General features: G+C 62.2%; 18 protein-coding genes and 4 pseudogenes. 4 read left to right on the plus strand and 18 right to left on the minus strand.

Translation table 11 applies throughout. The annotated features are described in order from the left end of the window. Window positions 1-59: 59 nt before the first annotated feature. The gene (locus tag IHE39_RS24755; RefSeq protein ID WP_192568336.1) at window positions 60-1322 is read left to right on the plus strand and encodes a benzoate/H(+) symporter BenE family transporter; all 1263 of its coding nucleotides are present in this window, start codon (window positions 60-62) and stop codon (window positions 1320-1322) included. A gap of 626 nt (window positions 1323-1948) precedes the next feature. On the opposite strand, the gene IHE39_RS24760 is transcribed toward IHE39_RS24755, so the two are convergent. Continuing rightward, window positions 1949-2842, minus strand: coding sequence for an IS110 family RNA-guided transposase (locus tag IHE39_RS24760; RefSeq protein WP_343070129.1), 894 nt, complete (start codon window positions 2840-2842; stop codon window positions 1949-1951). Between the two features lie 153 nt (window positions 2843-2995). On the opposite strand from IHE39_RS24760, the pseudogene istA reads away from it, so the two are divergent. From istA to IHE39_RS24775, 3 genes and pseudogenes are all read left to right on the plus strand, one after another. Beyond that, window positions 2996-4521, plus strand: a pseudogene (istA, locus tag IHE39_RS24765) (IS21 family transposase). 12 nt (window positions 4522-4533) lie between these two features. Next, entirely contained in the window at window positions 4534-5271 is a 738-nt protein-coding gene (gene istB / locus IHE39_RS24770) for an IS21-like element helper ATPase IstB (protein ID WP_056567484.1), read from the plus strand. 133 nt (window positions 5272-5404) lie between these two features. After that, window positions 5405-6067, plus strand: a pseudogene (locus IHE39_RS24775) (IS1380 family transposase); the annotation flags it as partial. A 215-nt stretch (window positions 6068-6282) separates the two neighbouring features. Here IHE39_RS24775 and IHE39_RS24780 read toward each other — a convergent pair. From IHE39_RS24780 to IHE39_RS24855, 17 genes and pseudogenes are all read right to left on the minus strand, one after another. Further along, entirely contained in the window at window positions 6283-7893 is a 1611-nt protein-coding gene (locus tag IHE39_RS24780) for an NTP transferase domain-containing protein (protein WP_192568337.1), read from the minus strand. Next, window positions 7890-8600 (minus strand): XdhC family protein, encoded by a 711-nt coding sequence (locus tag IHE39_RS24785; RefSeq protein ID WP_192568338.1) that lies wholly within the window; start codon window positions 8598-8600, stop codon window positions 7890-7892. Before IHE39_RS24785 ends, IHE39_RS24780 begins: the two co-directional genes overlap by 4 nt. Before the next feature lie 5 nt (window positions 8601-8605). Beyond that, a complete protein-coding gene (locus tag IHE39_RS24790) occupies window positions 8606-8944 on the minus strand; it encodes an XdhC family protein (RefSeq protein WP_192568339.1) in 339 nt (112 codons plus the stop codon). A 62-nt stretch (window positions 8945-9006) separates the two neighbouring features. Next, entirely contained in the window at window positions 9007-9471 is a 465-nt protein-coding gene (locus tag IHE39_RS24795) for an SRPBCC family protein (RefSeq protein WP_192568340.1), read from the minus strand. A gap of 2 nt (window positions 9472-9473) precedes the next feature. Beyond that, window positions 9474-10322: an XdhC family protein gene (locus IHE39_RS24800; protein WP_192568341.1), complete on the minus strand. Its 849-nt coding sequence runs from the start codon at window positions 10320-10322 to the stop codon at window positions 9474-9476. Between the two features lie 11 nt (window positions 10323-10333). Further along, window positions 10334-11542 carry a vWA domain-containing protein gene (locus IHE39_RS24805; protein WP_192568342.1) on the minus strand — a complete coding sequence of 403 codons (1209 nt, stop codon included), beginning with the start codon at window positions 11540-11542 and terminating at the stop codon, window positions 10334-10336. Continuing rightward, window positions 11542-12420, minus strand: coding sequence for an AAA family ATPase (locus tag IHE39_RS24810; protein WP_148914114.1), 879 nt, complete (start codon window positions 12418-12420; stop codon window positions 11542-11544). The genes IHE39_RS24805 and IHE39_RS24810 overlap by 1 nt, the downstream gene beginning before the upstream one ends. Before the next feature lie 9 nt (window positions 12421-12429). After that, the gene (locus IHE39_RS24815; protein ID WP_192568343.1) at window positions 12430-14850 is read right to left on the minus strand and encodes an aerobic carbon-monoxide dehydrogenase large subunit; all 2421 of its coding nucleotides are present in this window, start codon (window positions 14848-14850) and stop codon (window positions 12430-12432) included. Continuing rightward, window positions 14847-15359 carry a (2Fe-2S)-binding protein gene (locus IHE39_RS24820; protein ID WP_192568344.1) on the minus strand — a complete coding sequence of 171 codons (513 nt, stop codon included), beginning with the start codon at window positions 15357-15359 and terminating at the stop codon, window positions 14847-14849. Before IHE39_RS24820 ends, IHE39_RS24815 begins: the two co-directional genes overlap by 4 nt. A 13-nt stretch (window positions 15360-15372) precedes the next feature. Beyond that, window positions 15373-16236, minus strand: coding sequence for an FAD binding domain-containing protein (locus IHE39_RS24825; RefSeq protein ID WP_192568345.1), 864 nt, complete (start codon window positions 16234-16236; stop codon window positions 15373-15375). Window positions 16237-16408: 172 nt separating this feature from the next. Next, window positions 16409-17638, minus strand: a complete 1230-nt coding sequence (locus tag IHE39_RS24830; protein ID WP_192568412.1) for an MHYT domain-containing protein — start codon at window positions 17636-17638, stop codon at window positions 16409-16411. A 298-nt stretch (window positions 17639-17936) separates the two neighbouring features. Next, entirely contained in the window at window positions 17937-18692 is a 756-nt protein-coding gene (locus tag IHE39_RS24835; protein ID WP_192568346.1) for an HAD family hydrolase, read from the minus strand. Next, window positions 18689-19246: a thioredoxin family protein gene (locus tag IHE39_RS24840; RefSeq protein ID WP_192568347.1), complete on the minus strand. Its 558-nt coding sequence runs from the start codon at window positions 19244-19246 to the stop codon at window positions 18689-18691. Before IHE39_RS24840 ends, IHE39_RS24835 begins: the two co-directional genes overlap by 4 nt. 23 nt (window positions 19247-19269) lie before the next feature. Beyond that, window positions 19270-19530: pseudogene (locus IHE39_RS24845) on the minus strand (ribulose-phosphate 3-epimerase); the annotation flags it as partial. A gap of 169 nt (window positions 19531-19699) precedes the next feature. Continuing rightward, window positions 19700-19960, minus strand: a pseudogene (locus IHE39_RS31170) (GIY-YIG nuclease family protein); the annotation flags it as partial. Between the two features lie 90 nt (window positions 19961-20050). Then, window positions 20051-20920, minus strand: coding sequence for a nucleotidyl transferase AbiEii/AbiGii toxin family protein (locus tag IHE39_RS24850; protein ID WP_192568348.1), 870 nt, complete (start codon window positions 20918-20920; stop codon window positions 20051-20053). Continuing rightward, entirely contained in the window at window positions 20908-21969 is a 1062-nt protein-coding gene (locus IHE39_RS24855) for a type IV toxin-antitoxin system AbiEi family antitoxin (RefSeq protein WP_246485626.1), read from the minus strand. The genes IHE39_RS24850 and IHE39_RS24855 overlap by 13 nt, the downstream gene beginning before the upstream one ends. Window positions 21970-22122 lie beyond the last annotated feature (153 nt).

A 22122-nucleotide genomic window follows, 5' to 3' on the forward strand; every position in this document is an offset into this window, starting at 1 on the left:
CCCGGCTTCATTTTCCAGGAGGAGGAAGCGGCCTCGTCACCGCTTCGGGAGGATTGAGAATGGATACCACACAGCAGATGACACAGGAAAAGCGCCTTATCGAACGGGGACCCGGCATCGTGTCGGGTCTCCGCGACCTGCCGAAACATCTCGGCATCAAGACGATGAGCGCCGGGCTCGTCGCAGCCATCTTCGGCTGCTCCGGCCCGGCTCTCATCGTCATCGGCGCCGCCGAAGCAGGCAAATTGACCAATGGGCAAACCGTCGCCTGGCTGTTTGCGATCTATGTGCTCGGCGGGTTTATCAGCATGCTGCTGGCACTACACTACAAGCAGCCGATCAACGGCGCCTATTCGATCCCGGGTGCTGCCCTCGTCGCCGGCTCGCTTGCGACCATTCCGTTCAACGAAGCCGTCGGCGCTTTCATCCTGGCGGGGCTGTTGGTTCTGCTGCTCGGCGTCACCGGGCTCATCGGCAAGGTCATGCGCTGGCTGCCGATGCCGATCGTCATGGCGATGATCGCCGGTGCGCTGATCCGTTTTGCAACAGGCGCCGTGACGGCGCTTGGCACGGCACCGCTGATCGCCGGTGCCGCGATCCTGGCCTTCTTCGTCTCGATGCGGCTGACCAGGAGCATTCCGCCGGTACTGGCCGCCCTCGTCGCCGGCCTGATCGCGGCAGTCGTCACCGGTGCGGTCGGAGGCGGAGCCGCCAACATCGCCTTTGCGGCACCGGAATTCACGATGCCGGTATTCACCATTGATGCATTCTTCGCGATCGCCATCCCACTCGCCCTTCTGGTGATCGGCGCCGAGAACGCGCAGGCGACCGGAGTCCTTATGGCCGAAGGCTATCGCCCTCCGGTCAACGCGATGACGATCATTTCCGGCATCGGCGGCGTCGCGGCCGGTTTCCTCGGCGGCCACAATGCCAATATCGCCGGCCCGATGACGGCCATATGCTCGTCCGAACAAGCTGGTGAGAACAAGGAAGGGCGCTATGCCGCGACGGTCGTCAACGGCCTGCTCTTCGCCGCCTTCGGCCTTATTGCGGGTGCTGCCGTTCCGATCGTGCTCAGCCTGCCGCCCGCTCTCATCGGCACGGTCGCGGGTCTCGCCATGATCAGCGTGCTCCTGTCGGCCTTCCAGAACGCCTTCGGCAAGTCGCTCAGCAATCAAACCGGCGCCTTCGTCGCCCTTGCCGTCGCTATGTCGAACGTCTCGCTCCTCGGCATCAGCGCACCCTTCTGGGCCCTGGTTGCCGGCGTGATCGTCTCTGCCCTTGTTGAGGCCGGAAGCTTCGGGAAAAAACAGGCCGCGTAAGCGCGGGTTACCCTTTACCGAGGTAGCGGTCGAAGTCGCTCCCATTGCGGATCTATATGACCTGAATGGGGGCGTCAGTTGTCGCAGCATGCAAGATAGCGCACTTAAAACCGGAGGTTGAGGAGCGGAAATAATTGCCGCTCCTCCCATGTTTATGTCGGCCGAAAACCAGGGCACAAAGATGGCACCCACGGTCGCCCGCGGCGGAAAAACAGAGGAAATTCAAAGAAGATTGCCTACCCCATTGAAGAAATGGGCGAATCCAGGTTCTCCATGCAAGCCATTTTAGGTCGATTTTCGACTGAGAATCAGCGACTATTTCTCACAGAAAAAAAGACGTCTTCTCAACGACTTGAGCCATCGTAGCGATCGTGTCCCAAGAGGTTCTCTAATCGCGGTTGTCAAGCTGGTTGCAGCGGGCATCGCAGGTCAGGCTCATGGTTCTCTTCGAGGTCGGCACTTTGACCGCCTCATCATGGCGTTGGATAGGCTCAGTCGACCAATGTGGTGTTCGCGGTTATCTGGACGAACCAGCACTCGCATTCCCGGGATCGGCCTTGACTGCGCCATCGTCCTGGCCGGACGATTTCGCTGGTATCAGCTCATTATGGGGGTGTTGGCATAAATCATGCCGGCTCACTCGGCTCTTGCAATGACCAGCGGAAGGGTTCCCCGGAGACCCACATCGCGTGAAGGATCACGGCGAGCTTTCGCGCGACCGCCACCTTTGCTTTTCGATAGCCGCCACGCCGGGCGATGCGCAGTCCCCAGCTCTTCAAAGCGGAGAACCGTGGGATACGCGTCAACAGCGCATTGGCTGCCTCGTAAAGGCTGCGTCGAAGAAAGTCGTCGCCTCGTTTAGACACGCGTCCTGATCTCATCGTTTCACCTGAAGCGTAGATGCGCGGTGTCAGTCCAAGATAGGCTCCGGCGCTGGACGATCGTTTGAATCGTCCCGGATCATCAATCGTTGCAACGAAGCCGAGCGCAGTGATAACGCCGACACCAGGGACCGACATCAGCCGTCTGACGACATTGTTCTGCCGCGCTATCGAGCGAACCTTCGCCTCGAGATGACGGATTTGCTCAAGGATGTTGGCACGTGCCCGCATCAGTGCTTCGACGACGGCCTGGATAGTCGGCGACGCATGGAGTTCGCCGTCGATGATTTCCTCGGCACGCTTGGCGAACCCACCAACCCGTTTGCCAAACAGGATGCCGAAGGTGCGAAGGACGCCTCTGATCTGGTTCTCCAGGTCGCAGCGGGTCCGCACGAGTTGGCTACGAGTGGCAAGGAGCGCCCGAGCTTCGTGGCTTGCCGTAGATTTTACATGGACACTCTTGCACCAGCCCGTACGAACGATCTGCGCCAGGCCGATGGCGTCGTTGCGGTCCGTCTTGGCAGGCATCATCTTCAAGGCCGCATTGGCGTGCCGAGCATCCATGCAGACGATGGGAACGCCGCGTTCCTTCAATCCATGCAAATTCCGAGTGATGTCGCCCCCCGATTCCGAAATGATCTCGCCCCCTCGTTCCGAGAATTAGTCGCCCCCTGATTCCGAGATGATGCCGCCCCTTGGAGGCGGTGTTTGGGCCGGGTGCTCTGCTGGTGAATGGTTCCTTCTTTTGGATTGTCCAGGGGAAGGAACGAAATGCCTGCGGAGAGAGTGACCATGCGGCGTGTCCGCGAGATTTTGAGATATCGATTTGAAGAGAGCCTTGGCCACAAGGCGATCTCATACAGGGTCGGGGCTGCGCCCTCGACGGTGCGCGAGACGCTCAGGCGCGTCACGGCCGCTGGGCTGACATGGCCGCTCGGCGAGGCGGTCACGGACACGGTTCTGGAGGCAGCGCTCTACAAGGCTTCCGGAAAGAAGACGGGGCACCGCCGCAGCGTCGAGCCGGATTGGGCGGAGATCCATCGCGAGCTGAAGCGCAAGCATGTGACGCTGCAGATCCTGTGGGACGAATACATCGAGCATCACCCCGATGGTTACCGCTATAGCCGTTTTTGTGATCTCTACAGGGGCTGGGCATCCAACCTGCCGGTGACGATGCGGCAGAACCACGCCGCCGGCGACAAACTCTTCGTCGACTATGCCGGCGACACCGTGACCGTGGTCGTCGACCGGCTCAAGGGCAAGACGCGGCAAGCGCATCTGTTCGTGGCCGTGTTGGGTGCGTCGAGCCTATCTTATGCGGAGGCGCGCTGGACCGAAACGCTGCCGGACTGGCTGGGGTGTCACGTCAATGCGCTGGAAGCGTTCGGCGGCGCGCCGGCTCTGTTGGTTCCCGACAATGCCAAGGTCGCCGTGATCAAGGCCTGCCGCTACGATCCCCAGGTCAACCGCAGCTATGCGGGGATGGCCGACCATTATGGCAGTTCGGTGCTGCCGACCCGACCACGGCGGCCGCGCGACAAGGCGAAAGTCGAGGCGGCGGTGAGGATTGTCGAGCGCTGGCTTCTGGGCCGCCTGCGCTATCGCGTCTTCCATAGCCTGGCCGAGGTCAACACGGCGATCGGTGAATTGCTTGCCGATCTGAACGATCGCCGGATGCTGCGTCGTGTCGGCTGCACGCGGCGGCAACTGTTTGAAGAGATCGATCGTCCAGCACTGCGACCCTTGCCTGCCGATCGCTATGTCTTTGCCGAATGGCGCATTCGGCGCGCCGGCCTCGACTACCATGTCGAGATCGATCGGCACTATTACTCGGTGCCATACCGCTTTGCGCGTGAGCAGGTCGAGACGCGCATCACGGCGACCACCATCGAACTGTTCCGCAAGGGCGAGCGGATCGCCGCCCATATGCGCTCCAGCGGCAATGGCCGGCACACGACGGTGCCGGATCACATGCTTCCGCCCATCGGCCATTTGCCGATTGGACGATCGAGCGGATTACCCGGGAAGCCTCTGCGGTCGGCCCCGATGCGGCCTTGCTGTGCCAGAAGATATTGGCGGACCGGCCGCATCCCGAGCAGGGCTTCCGCGCCTGTCTCGGCGTCATCCGGCTCGTCAAGGGCTTCGGCCGCGAGCGCGTCAATGCCGCTTGCGGCCGGGCGCTGGAGATCGGCGCCCGGACTTATGGCTCCGTCCGCTCAATCCTCGACAACCATCTCGACCGGGCGTCGTCGCCCCAGGCGACGCCTCGCGAGCCCATCGACCACCCCAATATCCGCGGCTCCCGCTATTACCACTGAAAGGAAAACGACATGCTTGCACATCCTACCCTCGACCGGCTCAACGCCATGGGCTTGACCGGTATGGCCAAGGCATTCGATGAACTGGCTACAAATGCCGAGGCCGAACAGTTATCGCATGCCGAATGGCTGGGGCTGCTTCTCGAGCGGGAATGGAGTTCACGCTACGATCGCAAACTCGGTGCGCGCCTGCGCTTTGCAAAGCTGCGCCATCAGGCGACGCCTGAGGACGTGGACTATCGCGGGGAGCGCGGCCTCGATCGAACCCTGTTCCTCAAGCTCATCGCCGGCGACTGGATCGATGCCCACGACAATCTCGCCATTTGCGGCCCATCGGGCGTCGGCAAAAGTTGGCTGGCCTGTGCGCTCGGCCACAAGGCCTGCCGGGATGACCGGTCCGTTCTATACCAACGTGTCCCACGTCTGTTCGCCAATCTGGCCCTCGCCAGAGGCGACGGCCGTTATGCACGCTTGCAGCGAACCCTGGGCCGCGTTCAGCTGCTCATCCTCGATGATTGGGGCCTGGAGCCTCTCGACGATCAGGCCCGCCATGATCTCCTCGAAATCCTCGAGGATCGCTACGGCCGCCGTTCCACCATCATCACCAGTCAGCTTCCCGTGTCGGCATGGCATGACGTCATTGGAAATCCAACCTATGCCGACGCCATCCTGGACCGCCTCGTTCACAATGCTCATCGCGTCGATCTGACGGGGGAAAGCCTGCGGCGAAAACAGACGCAAAAAACTTGACACACGACACATACGAAATGACAACAATCAATGCCAGCAGAGCCCTAGCCCCAGGGGGCGAGATCATCTCGGAATCCGGGGGCGCAATCATGTCGGAACAAAGGGGCGGCTTCGTCGGAATCGGCACATCCGGATCCTGATCCGGGCCGACGGTCACTATTCTAGCCCGCAGATCATCGACTGGTGCCGCGCCAACGATGTCGACTTCATCCTCGGTGTGGCGCCCACCACGACCCTGCGCAAGCATGTCGCGGACCTGGAAGCCCGCACGACGGCGCGCTTTGAAGCGTCACCGAAGACGAACAAGGTCCGCAGGTTCAAGGAGTTCCTGGAGGGGGCCGCCAGTTGGAGCCGCGTCGAGCGCATCATCGCGCGGGTCGAGGTCGGCGCCCAAGGTGCTGACACTCGCTTCATCGTCACCAACCTCGCCGGTGGCAAGGCCAAGGCGCTCTACGAGGATGTCTACTGCCGGCGCGGAGCGGCCGAGAACCACATCAAGTCCTGGAAGACGCATCTCGCCGCCGACCGCACCTCCTGCACAAGAGCGACGGCCAACCAGTTCCGGCTGTTCCTGCATGCCGGCGCCTACTGGCTCATGTGGGGCCTGCGCGCTGCGATGCCGAAACGCTCCAGCTTCGCTGTCGCGCAATTCGACACGCTGCGTTTGCGCCTCATCAAGATCGCTGCGCGGGTGGTCGAGATGAAGACGCAAATCCGCCTGCACCTGCCGACATCCTGCCCCGACCAACGCATCCTGCGCATCGTCCTCGATCGCATTCCGCGGCTCGCTACATAACCATGGGGCGCAGACGCCCCGAAACGAACCCGCCGACCTCAACTCGCAAACCCCCGCCTGCCATCACGACGGATCACCGCCGGCGCCTGATGAGCATTGTGAAAACGCACCCAACGGCGACCACATCGCCGATACAGGCCGCCAAAAAACTCATCGCCGTGCATCAACGCGGCTAGCTGGCGGTACCCTTTTTCTTCAACTCGAACATGTTCGGTTCAGTCGACCAAGACCCCGCCGGCTCGTAGCATCGCTTCCGGCGTATCGACATCGATCCCCGCGCCGGCGCCAATCTCGATATTGACTATATCGACCAGACCAGACTCAACCACGTGACGTGCGCCGATGTCGCCGGTCAGCTTGCGTATCTCGGGGAAGAGGACTCGTGGCAGCAAGACCGGATTTCCTCGCTTGCCGCCATGTGTTGCGCGAACAACCGTCCTGCCTTCATGCTTGTGAAAGCTTGCGATCAGTCGATCGATGTCGGCCGCAGACACGCTCGGCATGTCGGCCAGCATGATCAACACACCATCTGCATCGTCGGGCAACGCGGCAAACCCGGCCTTGATCGAACTGGCAAGCCCATCGGCATGATGCGGATTTTCGACAAGCTCCATGTCCACGCCTTCAAGTGCCTGTCGCACCCTTTCCGACATGTGACCAACAACGCCGAAAACACCCGAAACCTTGCTTGCACATACGAGCGACGCCATGCGGCGGACCAGGGGAACGCCGTCGAAATCCGCGAGCAGCTTGTTCTTCGCTCCCATGCGGCTCGACCGGCCCGCCGCGAGCAGGATCGCATAGACCTTTCTTTGCCGCGACGGCACCGCCGGTTCGCGCGGCTGCGGCCGCGCGGGGATTTCCATGAGAAGACCCCCAACACCCATGCCGGCGATCATGTCATTGTCGACGTCGATGCCGGCTATCAGCCGATCGAGCACCCAGTCGAAGCCGTTGAGCTTGGGGCTTCGCGCGCATCCTGGCGCGCCAAGCACCGGCTTTTCGCCGAGCCGGCCGGTGACGATGAGATTTCCGGGATCGACGGGCATGCCGGCGCGATGCACTTCGCCGCCGGCGAACCGGATGGCGGCGGGAATGACATCGTCGAAATCGCACATCGCGGAAGCGCCGAATACGATGAGCATGTCGCTGTGGACCGAGAGGTTCCCGATCGCTTCCGCCACCGCATGGCTGTTGTGCGGCACGCGCTTCTCGGCAACGATGCGGCTCGCGGAGCGTGCAAGTCGCTCCTGGGTTATCCGTGCCGTCTTGTCGAGCACGCTATCCTTCGTCCCCGGCAGCACGGTCTGCACAAGTGCAACTTTCTTCGGTTGAAACGCATGGACGGCGAAGGCTTCACGGTCTCGTAGCTGCGACCGCGCCTCTCGGATCAATGGCGCGGATACCGCGAAGGGAATGATCTTCACGGTCGCGACCATCCGGCTCTTTTCGACTGCGGTATAGTCGGCCAGCGTCGCGATGGTGATCGACGGGTCGATGCGGTTGAGCGTGTCGATCAGAGTCTTGTCGACGGTGAAGACCCCATCCCGGCTGGCGTGCAGGTTGACGCGGCCCGTCGCCGCGGGTTTGGCCTCGACGCCGGAGGTCTCCAACGCCATGACGATGGCCGACGCGGCTGCGTCTTCGTCGAGGTCATCCCGATCGAGCACCGCGGCGATGACCTCTTCCACACCGGCTTCACCGAGCATGGCGATGTCGCAGGCCGTCAGGCGATGCGCCTTGCGCAGACGGACCGCACCGGCGACGATCGCATGGGCCAGGATCGCGCCCTCGGCGTCGATGACGCAAACCGGGCCGAACTTCACGCCGCTTTCTCCCTTTCCCCGTCGCATCCTCGCGAACGCAACGCCTTGATCACCTGTGCGAGCACCGCGACCGCGATCTCGGCCGGGCTCGCGGCTCCGATATCGAGGCCGATCGGTGCGTGAATCCGCCTTACCTGATCGGATGACGCACCAAGTGTTCGCAGACGCTCGACGCGCCTGGCGTGGGTTTTGGTGCTTCCCAGCGCACCGATGTAGAAGCAGCCCGCGTCCAGCGCCGCCATCAGCGGGAAGTCATCGATCTTGGGATCATGCGTCAGCGCCGCGACTGCGGTGAAGGCGTCCAACGGCTGCGTCTTCACAACGTCCTCCGGCCATTCGGCGTGAAGCGGGACACCGGGAAAACGATCCGGCGTGGCGAAAGCCGTGCGTGGATCGATGATTTCCACGTCATATCCGGCGACCTTGGCGATCGGGGCCAGAGCCTGGCTGATATGCACCGCGCCAATGACGACCAGGCGCGGCGCCGGGACATGGACGTTGAGGAAGTACTTCCGGCCAACGGCCTCAACTACGCCCGACCTGCCGGTCCGAACGGCGGTTTCGATGGCTTCGCCCAGCACATGGTCGGCGACAATGTCGCCGCTGCACACCAGGCGATTGCCTCCATCTCCGAGATCGGTCACAAGGACGACCGCCCGGCGTTGGCGGCGTTCGCGGTTCAGACGCTCGAGGACAAGCTGGTCCATGGCGCTCAGCCCAGTGGCTCCACGTACACCTTGATCCGGCCTCCGCAGGATAGTCCGACCTGCCAGGCCGTCTCATCGGCCACCCCGAATTCCAGCATGCGTGGCTTGCTGCTGGCGATGACGTCGGCCGCCTCGGAAACCACCGTGCCTTCGACGCAACCGCCCGAAACCGAACCGTGGAAATTGCCATCGGCATCGATCACGAGATGGCTGCCGACGGGACGCGGGGCGGAGCCCCACGTTTCGACAACGGTGGCAAGGGCGACGTGCCGCCCTTCCTTCATCCAGCTTTCCGCGATCGACAACGGATCGCGGTGCTGATTGATCAGTTGGGCGTTTTCCATGATGGAACTTTCTCCAAACCGAGTTGCCTGGGTGGCGACGGGTGTCGGTTCGGCGGAAACCTTCAGCTTTCCGGTGCCAGAGTCGGAGAGCGCAATTTCTCGCCGAAATTGTTGAAGAATTGCGTCGCGAGCTTGCGCGCGGTCGAATCGATCAGCCGCCCCCCGAGCTGGGCGATCTTGCCGCCAACGTCCGCCTTGACTGTATAGGACAAGATGGTCGCGTCCGGCCCGTCTTCCGCCAGCGAGACGTCGGCGCCGCCCTTGGCGAAGCCGGCAATCCCGCCCTTGCCCTCGCCTTGGATCGTATAGGAATGCGGCGGATTGAGATTGATCAGCTCCACCGCCCCCTCGAAGCGGGCCTTGATCGGGCCGATCCTCAGCACCACTGTGGCGGCCATCTCAGTATCGGAACTCTTGTCGAGGGTCTCGCATCCCGGTATGGCCTGGCGCAGGATTTCCGCGTCGTTCAGTGCGAGCCAGACTGTTCCGATCGGAGCTTCGATGCGCTCCGTGCCTGTCATGTCCATGATTAGTTCCCCTTTCTGGTGAGTGATTCTGTTCCTTGGGCACGTTGCCCTTGGCGACGGGCAAGCGTGATTTCCGCGAGGATCGAGAGTGCGATCTCCTCCGGCGTAATCGCGCCGAGATCGAGCCCGGCCGGCGCCTTCACGCTATCAACCACCGTTCCGGCGATGCCCTCGCCGAGGAGCTTTTCGCGCAACGAAGCCATCTTGCGGCGGCTGCCGACGAAGCCGCGATAGTCGGCCTCGAACGCGAGGGCCGCTTTCAACGCCGCTTCATCGCCCTTGCCTTGTGTGGAGATGACGACAAAGCGGCGTACAGTCTGCGGTACGTCGAATGCAAAGCCGTCCACCAGCCGATCGACCTCTGGGGCAGTCAACAAGTCGCCAAGCGGCGCTGCAAGCATGACGTGGAAGCCGAGCGGCTTGGCTTGCTCGGCGAGCGCAAGCGCGACGGGGCTGGCTCCTAGCACCAGCAGGGCCGGGCGCGGCATCACCGGCTCGACGAAAATGTCCATGGTTCCCTGGCTCGGGCACATGTTCTTTGCGAACTTCACGCCGTCGCGATCGTCGCCTGGCTTGACGCCAAGCTCTGCGAGAAGATCCTCCGGCTGGATCGAGATCAGTCGCGACTGACCGTCGGCCAGCGCCTCGCGGGCGGCCTTCAGCGTGGCGCCGCGCGCACAGCCGCCGCCGATCCAGCCGGCCTCGATCCTGCCATCCGGCCGGATGATGGCCTTGGCGCCCGCTTTTGCCGCCGTGACCGAGACGGTACGCACCACCGTCGCCAGCGCAAATGGCTCCTCCGCCGCCTTCAGGCGGGAGACGAGGTCAAGAACATCGACATGGGCGTTCATGGTCGCCTCCGTCACAGTTTCGCCAGATAGGGTTCGAGCGCCGCCAGGCTTTTCAGCGTATGCGCCGGCGCGAACAGGTCGACATGAGGCATTGCCGCCTTGATGCCGGCGGCCTCCGGCGCGTAGCCATCCCAGCCCATCATCGGGTTGAGCCAGACGATGCGGCGGCAGCGGCGGCCGAGCTGCTCCATCTCGCGGCCAAGAAGGGCCGCGTCACCGGTCTCGTAGCCGTCCGAGACGATCATCACGCAGGTGCGCGAATGGATGACGCGCGCCGCATGCCAGCGGTTGAAAGTGGCGAGGCTCTCGCCGATCTTCGTGCCGCCGCCGGCACCCTGCGCCATCATCGACAGCCGGTCGAGCGCGCGCTGCGCGTCGCGTTCCTTCATCGCGTCGGAGACATGGACGAGACGCGTGTGGAACAGGAACGCCTCAGCCTCGCGGAATTCGTCGAGCACGCCGTGGATGAAGCGCAGGAAGACGCCCGTATACATGTTCATCGAGCCGGACGCGTCGAGCAGCATGACGAGGCGAAGCGGCTTTTCCTTTCGCTGCCGATGCACCAGCGCGATCGGCACGCCGCCATTGCTGATATTGCTATGAATCGTGCGGCGCAGATCGAGGCGGTATCCCCGGCGCCGGGCCAGATCGCGACGGGTCAATCGCGTGCGCATCGTCTTCGCCAGCCTGGCCGCGATGGCGTGGGCTTCCTCCATCTGTGCGCGGTCGGCGATTTTTCGGAAGTCCGTTTCCGCGAGGTTTTCAGTGCGGGAAGCGCCTTCCGCGCGGCCCTCTCCGGATCGTTCGCTCTCGTCCGCCCCGCCGCCTGAGGGAAGCTGGTCGAGCACAGGACGTCCGTTCGAGTTGGCCGCCTTGCCTTGAAGCTCGGCGACGTTCGGGTCTGCGCCCGCCTTGGCAGAACCAGCGGCCGCCGAGCGCGAGCGGACATGTTTGCCCAGCCAGAACGCATCGAACAGACCGTCAAACTTTTCCCAGTCGGACTTTTGGGTCGAGAAGAGGTGCTTGAATGCGGAGCGCAGCAGTCCCGGCTTTTGCGCGTAGCCGGACGCCATCAACGTGGTGGCGTCCTGCCCTTCACGCAGACCTACCGCGAACGCGTTGTCGCGCAAGGTCTTCAGGAACGCGGCAAGCTTGGTGGAAACGAGACGGGAGACCTCGTTCAGCTCATCGAGAGGGGGAGGCGTGCCGCAGCAGCTCATCAGGCGACCTTTCCCAGCAGGCGGTCGGTGACTTCGCGGGCCATGCGCATCTTGTCTTCATGGGTCTTCAGGAGACACATCAGCGTCGCATGCACGATCTCGGGCCGGTCGTGCAGATCGGCGACGTCGAGACCGACAAGAGCCGCCGCCCAGTCGAGCGTTTCCGCCACGCCCGGCACCTTGCGCAGATCCTCCTTGCGAATCTTCTCTACCATCCTCGCGATCTGCAACGACAGCGAGGCGGTCGCGCCGGGAATCCGCGACGCGACGATGCGCGCCTCGCGGTCGACGTCGGGGTAGTCGACATAGTGGTAGAGGCAGCGACGCCGCAACGCGTCGGAAAGCTCGCGCGTGCCGTTCGAGGTCAGCACCACATGGGGAATGCTCTTCGCCTCCACGGTGCCGAGCTCGGGGATCGACACCTGCCAGTCGGAAAGCAGCTCCAGGAGAAAAGCCTCGAACTCCTCGTCGGCGCGGTCGACCTCGTCGATCAGCAGCACCGGCGGCGTCTTGCGCCGGATGGCAGCCAGCAGCGGCCGCTCCAGCAGGTATTTTTCGGAGAAGATGCGTTCTTCGATGTCGTCCGGCGCGCGGCCCTGATGCGCCTGGATGGCGAGAAGCTGGCGCTGGTAGTTCCACTCATAGAGCGCGGCCGACTGGTCGAGCCCTTCATAGCATTGCAGGCGGATCAACTCCGTGCCGTGGACGGCGGCCAGCGCCTTGGCCACCTCGGTCTTGCCGACGCCTGCTTCGCCTTCCAGCAGAAGCGGGCGCTTCAGCAACTGCATGATCGAGATTGCAGTCGCCAGATCCGGGTCGGCGATGTAGCCGGCATCGGCGAGGCGGGCGGCGATCTCGTCACGGGAAAGAGCGGTCATCGATCGTTCCTATCCTACGACGCCCAGCGCCTTGGCCGCCTGCCAGTTGCGCCAGTAATCGTGCGGCATCTGGATGTGCGTCGAGCCGAGGAAGGAGAAGGCGTCGTTGACGGCGTTGGAGAAGCAGGGCACGCCGCCGACATTCGGGCTCTCGCCGACGCCCTTGGCGCCGATCGGATGGTGCGGCGACGGCGTGACGGTGAAGTCGGTCTCCCATTTCGGCGTCTCCACCGCAGTCGGGATGAAGAAGTCCACGAACGAGCCGGACATCACATTGCCGGTGTCGTCGTAGCGGATTTCCTGCCCCATCGCGATCGCGAAGGCTTCCGTCAACCCGCCATGCACCTGCCCCTCGATGATCATCGGGTTGATGCGGGTCCCGCAATCGTCGAGCGCATAGAAGCGCCGGACCTTGTAGACACCCGTGTCGACGTCGATGTCCATCACGCAGAGATAGGCCCCGAACGGATAGGTCATGTTGGGCGGGTCGTAGTAGCTGACCGCCTCCAGTCCCGGCTCCATGCCGGGCGGCGGCGCGTTGTAGGCGATCCAGCAGATGTCCTTCATGCCGAGGACCTTTTCCGGCAGGCCCTTCACGCGGAAACCGTCGATGTCCCATTCGAGATCGTCCTCGTGAACTTCGAGCTTGTAGGCCGCGATCATCTGCGCCTTGGCCTTGATCTTGCGCGCGGCCATGGCGATGGCCGCACCCGCAACCGGCGTCGAGCGCGAGCCGTAAGTTCCCAAACCATAGGGAGCCGTATCGGTGTTGCCTTCCTCCACCGTGATGTCGTCGGCCGGAATGCCTATCTCGGTGGCGATGATCTGTGCCCAGGTCGTCTCATGGCCCTGGCCCTGGCTCTTGGTGCCGACGCGTGCGACGCCGGACCCGGTCGGATGCAGCCTGATCTCGCAGCTGTCGAACATGGCGATGCCAAGAATGTCGCAGTTCTTCGACGGCCCGGCGCCGACGATCTCGGTGAAGAAGGAGACGCCGAGCCCCATGATCTCCCGCGTCTCGCCGCGCCTGAAGGCCTCGCGCTTCTCGGCCTGCTCTTTCCTCAGCCCGGCATAGTCGACCTTCTCCATCATCTGCTTCATGGCGGTGTGGTAGTCGCCAGAATCATATTCCCAGCCGAGTGCCGACTGGTACGGGAACTGCTCTGCCTTGATGAAGTTCTTCAGCCTGAGTTCGGCCGGGTCCATGCCGAGCTTCTGAGCGAGGATGTCCATCGCCCGCTCGATGCAGTAGGCCGCCTCCGTCACCCGGAACGAGCAGCGATAGGCAACGCCGCCCGGCGCCTTGTTGGTGTAGACGCCGTCGACAGCGAGATGCGCGACGGGGAAATCGTACGAGCCGGTGACGATGTTCATGAAGCCGGCCGGCCATTTCGACGGATCGGCGCAGGCGTCGAACGCGCCGTGGTCGGCCAGCACATGCACACGCAGGCCGGTGACCTTGCCTTCCTTCGTGGCGGCGATCTCGGTCGTCATGTGATAGTCGCGGGCGAACGACGTCGACGTCAGGTTCTCGATGCGGTCCTCGACCCATTTCACAGGCTTGCCGGTAACGATCGAGGCCACCGCCGAACAAACATAACCTGGATAGACCCCAACCTTGTTACCAAAGCCACCGCCGATGTCGGGCGCGATGACATGAATCTTGTGCTCGGGGATCTTGGCGATTAGCGCCACCACGGTGCGCACGACATGTGGCGCCTGGAACGTGCCATAGATGGTCAATTCACCCTTGATCTTGTCGAAGGAGCAGAGGGACTGACAGGTCTCCAGCGGCGACGGATGCGTGCGGTGGTAGGAGATCATCTCCTTGATTGTCACGTCCGCTTTACGGAAGGCGGCGTCGGTCAAGTCCTTATCGCCGACCGTCCACTCGAAGATGTGGTTGTGATGTTTGCGCGGGCCGTGCGCCCCGGTGTTCTTGCCGGTCAGATCCTCGCGCAATACCGGCGCGCCGGGATCCATCGCCGTGAACGGGTCGATCTGCGGCTCCAGCTGTTCGTATTCCACCTCGACGGCGTTGATGCCGTCGTCGGCCGTATAGCGGTCGGTGGCGACGACGAAGGCGACCTCCTGGTTCTGGAACAGCACCTTGCCGTCGGCCAGCACCATCTGCACGTCGCCGGCCAGCGTCGGCATCCAGGCGAGGTTGACGGTCTTCAGGGTCTCGGCCGTGATGACAGCCAGCACGCCCGGTACCTTCAGCGCCTTCTCGGTGTTGATCGATTTCACCCGCGCATGGGCGTAGGGCGAGCGGACGAAGTCGCCGTGCAGCATGCCGGGCAGCTTCACATCATCGACGTATTGGCCCCGCCCTTGCGTGAAGCGGATGTCCTCGACTCGCTTCCTCTTGCAGCCCATGCCTTCCAGTTTTGCTTCGCGCTGTTCCCGCGTGGGAGTCATGTCGTTCATTCCGCTGCCTCCTGGAATTCCGTGCCGTTGATCTTGGCGGCCGCGTACTGGATCGCCCTGACAATGTTCTGGTAGCCGGTGCAGCGGCAGAGATTGCCGGCGATACCGAAGCGGATCTCCTCCTCGGTCGGGTCAGGGTTCTCCTGCAGCAGCCGGTGCGCGCGGGTGATCATGCCTGGCGTGCAGAAGCCGCATTGCAGCCCATGCATCTGCCGGAAGCCCTCCTGCAGCGCCGACAGGGTGCCGTCGGCATTGGCGATGCCCTCGATCGTGGTGATCTCGGAGCCGTCGGCCTGCACGGCGAACATCGTGCAGCTCTTCACTGACAATCCGTCGATGTCGACGGTGCAGGCGCCGCAATGCGTCGTCTCGCAACCGATATGGGTGCCGGTTAGCTGCAAATTCTCGCGGATGAAGTGGACGAGCAGGGTGCGCGGCTCGACAAGGCCGTCGACCTCTACGCCGTTGACCTTCATGCTCACCTGGGTCTTTTTTGCCTGGGTTGCCATCTGGATTTCCTCCTTAGGCCGCTCTGGCCGCGGCACGTTTCAGCGCTCGCTCGACCATGATGCCGCCGACATGTTTGCGGTATTCAACCGGACCTCGCCCGTCGCCTGCCGGCGACATGATCGTGATGGCGGCTTCCGCCGCCCGCTTCAGGGACGCGTCGTCCAGTACCGTACCGATCACGGCCCGCGCAGCGTCCTCGGCGAGTAGCGGCGTTTCGGACAGGTTGGTGAGACCGATCGAGCAGGTGGCCACCTTGCCGCCGCTCATGGTCAGCACGACGGCCGCAGCGGCGGTTGCATAGTCGCCGATCTTGCGCTTCAGTTTTTCATACGCGTAGCCATGGCCGGGAGGCTGCGCTGGCACGGAAACCGCGGTGAGGATTTCGCCCGGCTCCAGCGACGTGAAATAGGCGCCCTGATAGAAGTCGCCTGCAGCCTCCTCTCGCACGCCGTCTGGTCCTTCGAGGCGATAGGTTGCGCCCAGCGTCATCATCAGCGCCGGCATGTCGTTGCCGGGATCGCCATTCGCCACATTGCCACCGATCGTGCCGCGATAGCGCACCTGCGGGTCGGCGATAAGCAGTGCCGTCTCTCGCAGGATGGGCAGGGAGGATGCGATCACGTCGGAGGCAAGCAGTTCGTGCTGTGTGGTCATCGCGCCGATGACGATGTTGTCGCCTTCCTGGCGAATGCCTTTCAGTCCCTCGACGGCGTGAAGGTCGATCAGATGCTCGGGTGTCGCCAGCCGCAGCTTCATCATCGGGATGAGGCTGTGACCGCCCGCGAGCGGACGTGCTTCTTCGCCAAGGTCCGAGAGCAGCTTGATGGCGTCGGCCATCGAAGCCGGACGATGATAGGTAAAGTGTCCCGGTATCATGCTTCCTCCCTTCATCCTTGCGTCTTACAGGCACGGATGTTGGGTGGATGCTGTCGCGGTCATCCTATGTCAGGCAAGCAGATGGACGGCTAAGTCTCACCAATGCTGGGCTTTCGCACTAAACACCGGTATTCACGCACGAATTGTGACAGCAATCCTGACCTGTCGGCGATCATGCCGGATCGACGTTCCGACGGGTAAGGCCCAACCGGGCTCTGAGCTCCGCTGTTCTGGCACGGCTTACGGGAACCAGGTGCCGAACCGGCCCATCCAGTTCGACCACCGCTCCCTCGCCTTCCTTGCGGACGAAAGCGACATGCGAGATGGCAATGATGTGGCTGCGGTGAACCCGCATGAAGAAGGCCGGATCGAGATTCGCTTCCGCTTCCGAAATGGACCAGGGCGACATGCGTTCGCGGCTGCCATCATGGACCATCGAGTAGTGGGTATTGGCCGTCACGCTCCTGATATCCGCCATGTCGATGAAGTGTACTCCGTCGGCGCCTTCAAGGGGTATGCGTGGCGAAGGCACGGGCCGCGGCTGGCCCAGTCCGGCGAGGGGCAGTGGCCTGCGGCGCAACGGGATTGTCGTATCGTGGTCAGAGGCGGCGTCTTCTACGGCGATCGCGGTGGCTGCGTCCTGCCCTGGAGCCGCGGGAATCGCTCCCGAAAGCGCCAGACCATCGTGCGGGCGCGATTCCGGAATCAGGAAAAGCAGGAAGCCGGCGGCGATCAGGAAGCACAACAGAGACACCACCAGTGCGAGTGCCTGTGGAGAGGCGACAAATCCGTCCGCGCCATGATGAGCCAGCTCCAGTGCCGGTTGAAAACGCATCCCGTACATTGCGGTGTAGTGCATGCCGGAGACAGCGATGCCGAAGGCAACAGCGCTCAACGCCAGTCGGGTTCCGACCTGCCGCGCCAGGAAGATGCGGAGCCCTCCATAGGCCGTTCCAACCGCGATCAGGGCTGCAAGCATGATCATGGAGTGCTGGTGCTCGATATGAAACGCGCCAGCCAATCCGTGTATTCCGACATAGTGCATCGAGACGATGCCCACGCCTAAAAGCAGCGCTGAGACAGTCACTCGTCCTTCGGAGGGCTCACCTATGCTGACGAAAAAAAGCGAAATGCCGACCACCAATGCGCAGATCAGGAACGATATGATTGTCGGAAGCACGAGGTAGGTGGTGTCATCGGGGATCGGCGCGGCAAGCATGCCGACGAAATGCATCGTCCATATGCCGATCGCCAGAAAGCCGGCGGCCCAGGCAAGAAGTTTGCGACGATTCACGCCCTGCGCGGTGCGAACTCGCGCGGCCAGACCGAAGCCAGTATATCCTCCCGCGATCGCGATCACCACCGAGAGCGCGACCAGGTAGGGGTTGTGCCCTACAAACATATCGGTACCGGCGCGCGAGACGTCCTCCCGGCCGCGCGCTCTCTCCCTGCCGGGTATTTTACATGTGGTTCGTGTGGATTGACAATGCGCAGCCTGAAGGCCCCGGCGATGCGCGCTGTCATAGCCAACGAAAGAAGAGATTTCCTCGCGGCGGCGCGCGCCCGAAGGAAGTTGTGATCTCGAGCGAACGCCATGTGCCACAACGTCGACGTACGAACCGCCGCGGATACGGCGGTAGTCGGTCCGGTCTTCCATCGCGACAGTCGCTTCGACGGCACCATGGGAAGAACCATTGTCTTCAATCGCGTGTCGGCCGCTGAGGCCGGGCAAGCTGCGGCAGGCGTTCTCGGCCGAACATCCATATCGCTCCGACAGCCGCGGGGCATTCTTCGAGGCTGGCGATTGTGACGGCGGCCTTCGCGGCCTCCTCCGAGCTTCGCATATATCCGTTGAGAACGATGACAGCCGGCAGGCCGGCATTGTGCGCTGCCTCGACGTCGATACCGCTGTCGCCGACCATCACGGCGTCGCCGGGCTCCACGCCGAGCCGGTCGAGGGCGCGCAGAAGCATGTCGGGCGCCGGCTTGGGATTCATCCCGGGACTGCCGCCGATCACCGCGCCGAGAAAGGGTGTCAGCGCGAAATGATCGAGAATGCGCTCGGTAGCGGCCTGCTGCTTGTTGGTCACGACGCCCATGCGAAAGCCTTTCGCGTGGAGCAACCGGATTGCCGCGCGCGCTCCCGGCATCGGCCTGGTGAACGTCGTGAGGTGACCGCTGTAAATATCGAGCATCGCGGCATAGCCCGCATCGAGCTCTTCGCCGACAAGCGGATGCCCGCAACTGTCGAAGGCGCGTTCGACAAGCATTTTGATGCCGTTGCCGATCATTCCCCGTACCCGCTCCAGGGAGAGTGACCCTAGCTCGTATTGTCGAAGCAGGATGTTGATCGACGCTCGCAGATCAGGCGCTGAATCAATCAGCGTGCCGTCGAGGTCGAACAGCACGGCGCGGGGGCGTTCCGGGACATTTCCGAGCGGACGGGCCGGCGTCATGCCCGCTCTTTCCATTTTATCGAGCAGCCTATCGAGCCGATCTGACCGTCCGGTCCATGCCCGCAATTGGCGATCTGGGCCATCGCTTGGTAGAGATCGCGACGAAGATCCGACGGACCTTCCTCCTTTCGCGAAGCGTCGAGCCGGCCGCGATACTGCAGGCTGAGCGAGGCGTTGAAACCGAAGAAGTCCGGCGTGCAGACGGCGTTGTAGGCGCGTGCAACAGACTGGTCCGCGTCGTGCAGATATGGGAAATCAAACTGCCGCTCCTGCGCGAAACGCACCATGTTCGCGAACGAATCGTCCGGATGGCTGGAGGCATCGTTCGGATTGATTGCGACGAAACCGATACCGTATTGCCTGAGGTCGCGGGCGTCGCGCACGACGCGGCCGATCACCGCCTTCACATAGGGACAGTGGTTGCAAATGAAGGCGACGACGAGCCCGCGCGGCCCGGCGTTGTCCAGGATGCGGTGCTTCCGTCGGTCTACGCCGATCAGGATGGCGTCCGCTGCGGGCCATCCGAAATCGCAAATAAGAGCTGTCGCCGACATATCCGGTCCCTTTGCCCGAAGGGTTATGCAATCTTCCGCACCGCCAAGTCGGCGGCGTCACGGATGGCAGCGATGTTCTTCGTGTAGACGTCCGGCGTGCCGCCTTTAAATACCGCCGAGCCAGCCACCAGCACGTTCGCGCCCGCAGCAGCGACCAGCGGTGCGGTCTCGGGCGTCACCCCGCCGTCGATCTCGATCTCGATCGGCCGGTCGCCGATCATCGACTTGACGCGCCGCACCTTTTCCACCACGGCGGGGATGAAGGCCTGACCGCCGAAGCCGGGTGTAGGCCCAGCCACCCGCCCACCCGCAGTTGGGGCAGAATTCATAGCAGTCGAGCTCGCCCCATAGCCATGGACTAGCATATTCCGGAACCGCGTCCCTATCATAGGAAATGATCTCGAAGGCATCTTGTCCGACAGAGATGTAAGCCCTCGATGAAAAGAGCTTCAGGGCAGAAATAACGTCGTCTGCCGACAGGAAAAACCATTCTCCCGAATCTGCTTTGTGGTCGAATATGAGGCGCAACCGCCGTTCGATCACGCGGTCTTCGGAAATCGATCCGGTCCGAATTTCTCCCATCAACGCAATTCTACGGCGATTGCCAGTCTGCAGGTTGGCTATGCGGCGATCGACCGCCTGCGAGCGTCCGCCCTTCACATAAAGGCGGCCGGCAAGGCTGTTGTCCAATTCAGTGATAAAATAGACGGTCATTGTAGCGTTCAGGATATTCAGCTACGCGCTTCAACCCGCTGCACTCCCAAAAGAAAAATTGCTAGCGAGGAACGGCAGCAGCGCGGCCACCTACCCTCTCCAGCCAAGTGCACGGAGCCACGCATCGACCTGACCAAATGCATCCTGCTGCCATTGGTCGGCGGTACGTTCCCCGAGAATTTGCGTGTCCTGCACGAACTGGCGGACGCTAGTGGGGCCAAAACTATCAACCGCCTCGAACTTGCCGGCAATAAACCCGAAGCCCTCTTTGCCTTCCTTGTGAGCGAGAACCGGCTCGCAATCCGCAGCAAGTGCATCGGGGCCACCTGGATAGTTTCGAACGCAGTAATAGATGTCGTACGCATCCTTCCTCTTCAGGCGGTTCTCGATTGCGTACCCCTTCATTGCGAGGAGGGCGGGGATCGATGCGACGGCGATGTTGACGTGGTTCGCGCCTCCATTCGGCATCTCGCCCGAAATCGCAACGAGGTTGTAGAACCGTAAGGCCAATTCGGCACCCGATGCACGCTGCACGGCAAAATGCTCGATCAGCGGCGGTTTGTTCTTTGTGAAGACGGCGTCGAAAGGACGCAAGAAGTCGACAACCACATCGATCGGACCTCCACCATCATCGACAGGCACTGTCCGAACAAGCTGGAACAGACGATGATCGTCACGCTGCTCATACCCATTCCCCATAAGTGCCTCGACAAGTCGGGCGTATTCGCCATCTCCAAGTGCCTCGGTATCGAGGCCCAGATCGACGTCGAGAGTTCCGACATGCGGCATTTCTTCGTTTTCTAGGAGGAGCCAAGGCACCGCGCCGCCAATCACGGCGAACTTGCCTTTGAAGCTGCCGAGTATCTGACCAATTTCCAGCAGAACCGATTTCACGGCTGCGGTGGTGCGGTCGTCGTAGTCGGCAGCCGATTGCGGATCGGGCGGTACTACTGGAGCCATTGTAATTTCTCCTGCCGCAGATGGTCAGCAGCCTCCTGTCCCCTCTCCCCGGATATCGCCAAATCAAGGTAAGTTTGAACAGGACTTGTGCAAACGACGCCGGGCGCCGGCTCGCTTGTATCAAGCAGTGGCCCTTCATCCTTCAAGATCGTGACCACAACGTTTTCACCCTTCGCCGCAGACGACAGCTTGAGGGCATGCCGTAGACGGTCGAGACCTCCACTATCTGCGTAGAAGAACTGGCTGGCTACCCGAGCATATGGCGCAATCCATTGCGCTGCCGAGAACGATGCGAGGATCGCTCGGTCAATTCGATTCGACGCACCAAGCACATCGCGAACGACCTGGTCGAACGCTTTGCCGTGCAAGGTAGTGTAGAAGGTTTGGCGATCACCCGCTGGCGGCTCATAAGAGTTCCGCCAAGCGTCCAGAACCGCCGCCGGCCGAAAAAGCGACATGCCATCGTCGCCGATTTTCGCCCACTCCCGATCCACAAGCGCAGCGCGGACATTGCTGACGTGGCCGAGACTGACACCGGCTGCTTCCGCAAGCTCGGTGACGCGCCAGGCATGGTGTGGATCGCGCAACATCACTCTCAGAACCTGCGCGGATTTCGGTTTGAAGATCGACTTCAACTCGCGGCGTTCGATTGCGGGTCGGGTCGGAACCTTACGCTCAATAAATATGCCGTCGAAAGCGAGCCGGCAATTTCCCTCGAAATCGAGGAAGCCCACATTTTCTTCTTGGCAAAGAGCCTGTGCTTCTGGAGAAAGAAAGGGCGCAATGAACACAGGAATTGCGCCTTTTCCTATGTGGTTTACCGCCCTTCGCACCTGGAGCAGGCCCGAGTGAACGTGGCGCGGCTGTCCGCTCGACTTGACCTCACAGACGAGAATATGTGTGCGCCCGAAGGCGCTGATATGCGCAAGAATATCGATTTCGCGATCGAAAGCGTCGGTTCCAACCTCTACACTCTCGATGGAAACGTGCGGAATATCGTTGAAGACGGTCCGCAGGGCGTCCGCAGCTTGATGCTCAATGCTTTTCAATGAGTCGCCCGATTTCAGCATCCGCTGAAAATGGCTGATCTGCTGAAATATGTCAACCGCAATTTCACAAAATGTGGCGGTTTCAGCGGACGTTGAAATTCGACCAAGAGTGAAAATCTCAAGTTAGTTTCGCCCTTCCCCAATCAAGAAACC

Source organism: Aminobacter carboxidus (genome assembly GCF_014863355.1).
In the GTDB taxonomy this organism is placed as follows: Bacteria; Pseudomonadota; Alphaproteobacteria; order Rhizobiales; family Rhizobiaceae; genus Aminobacter; species Aminobacter carboxidus.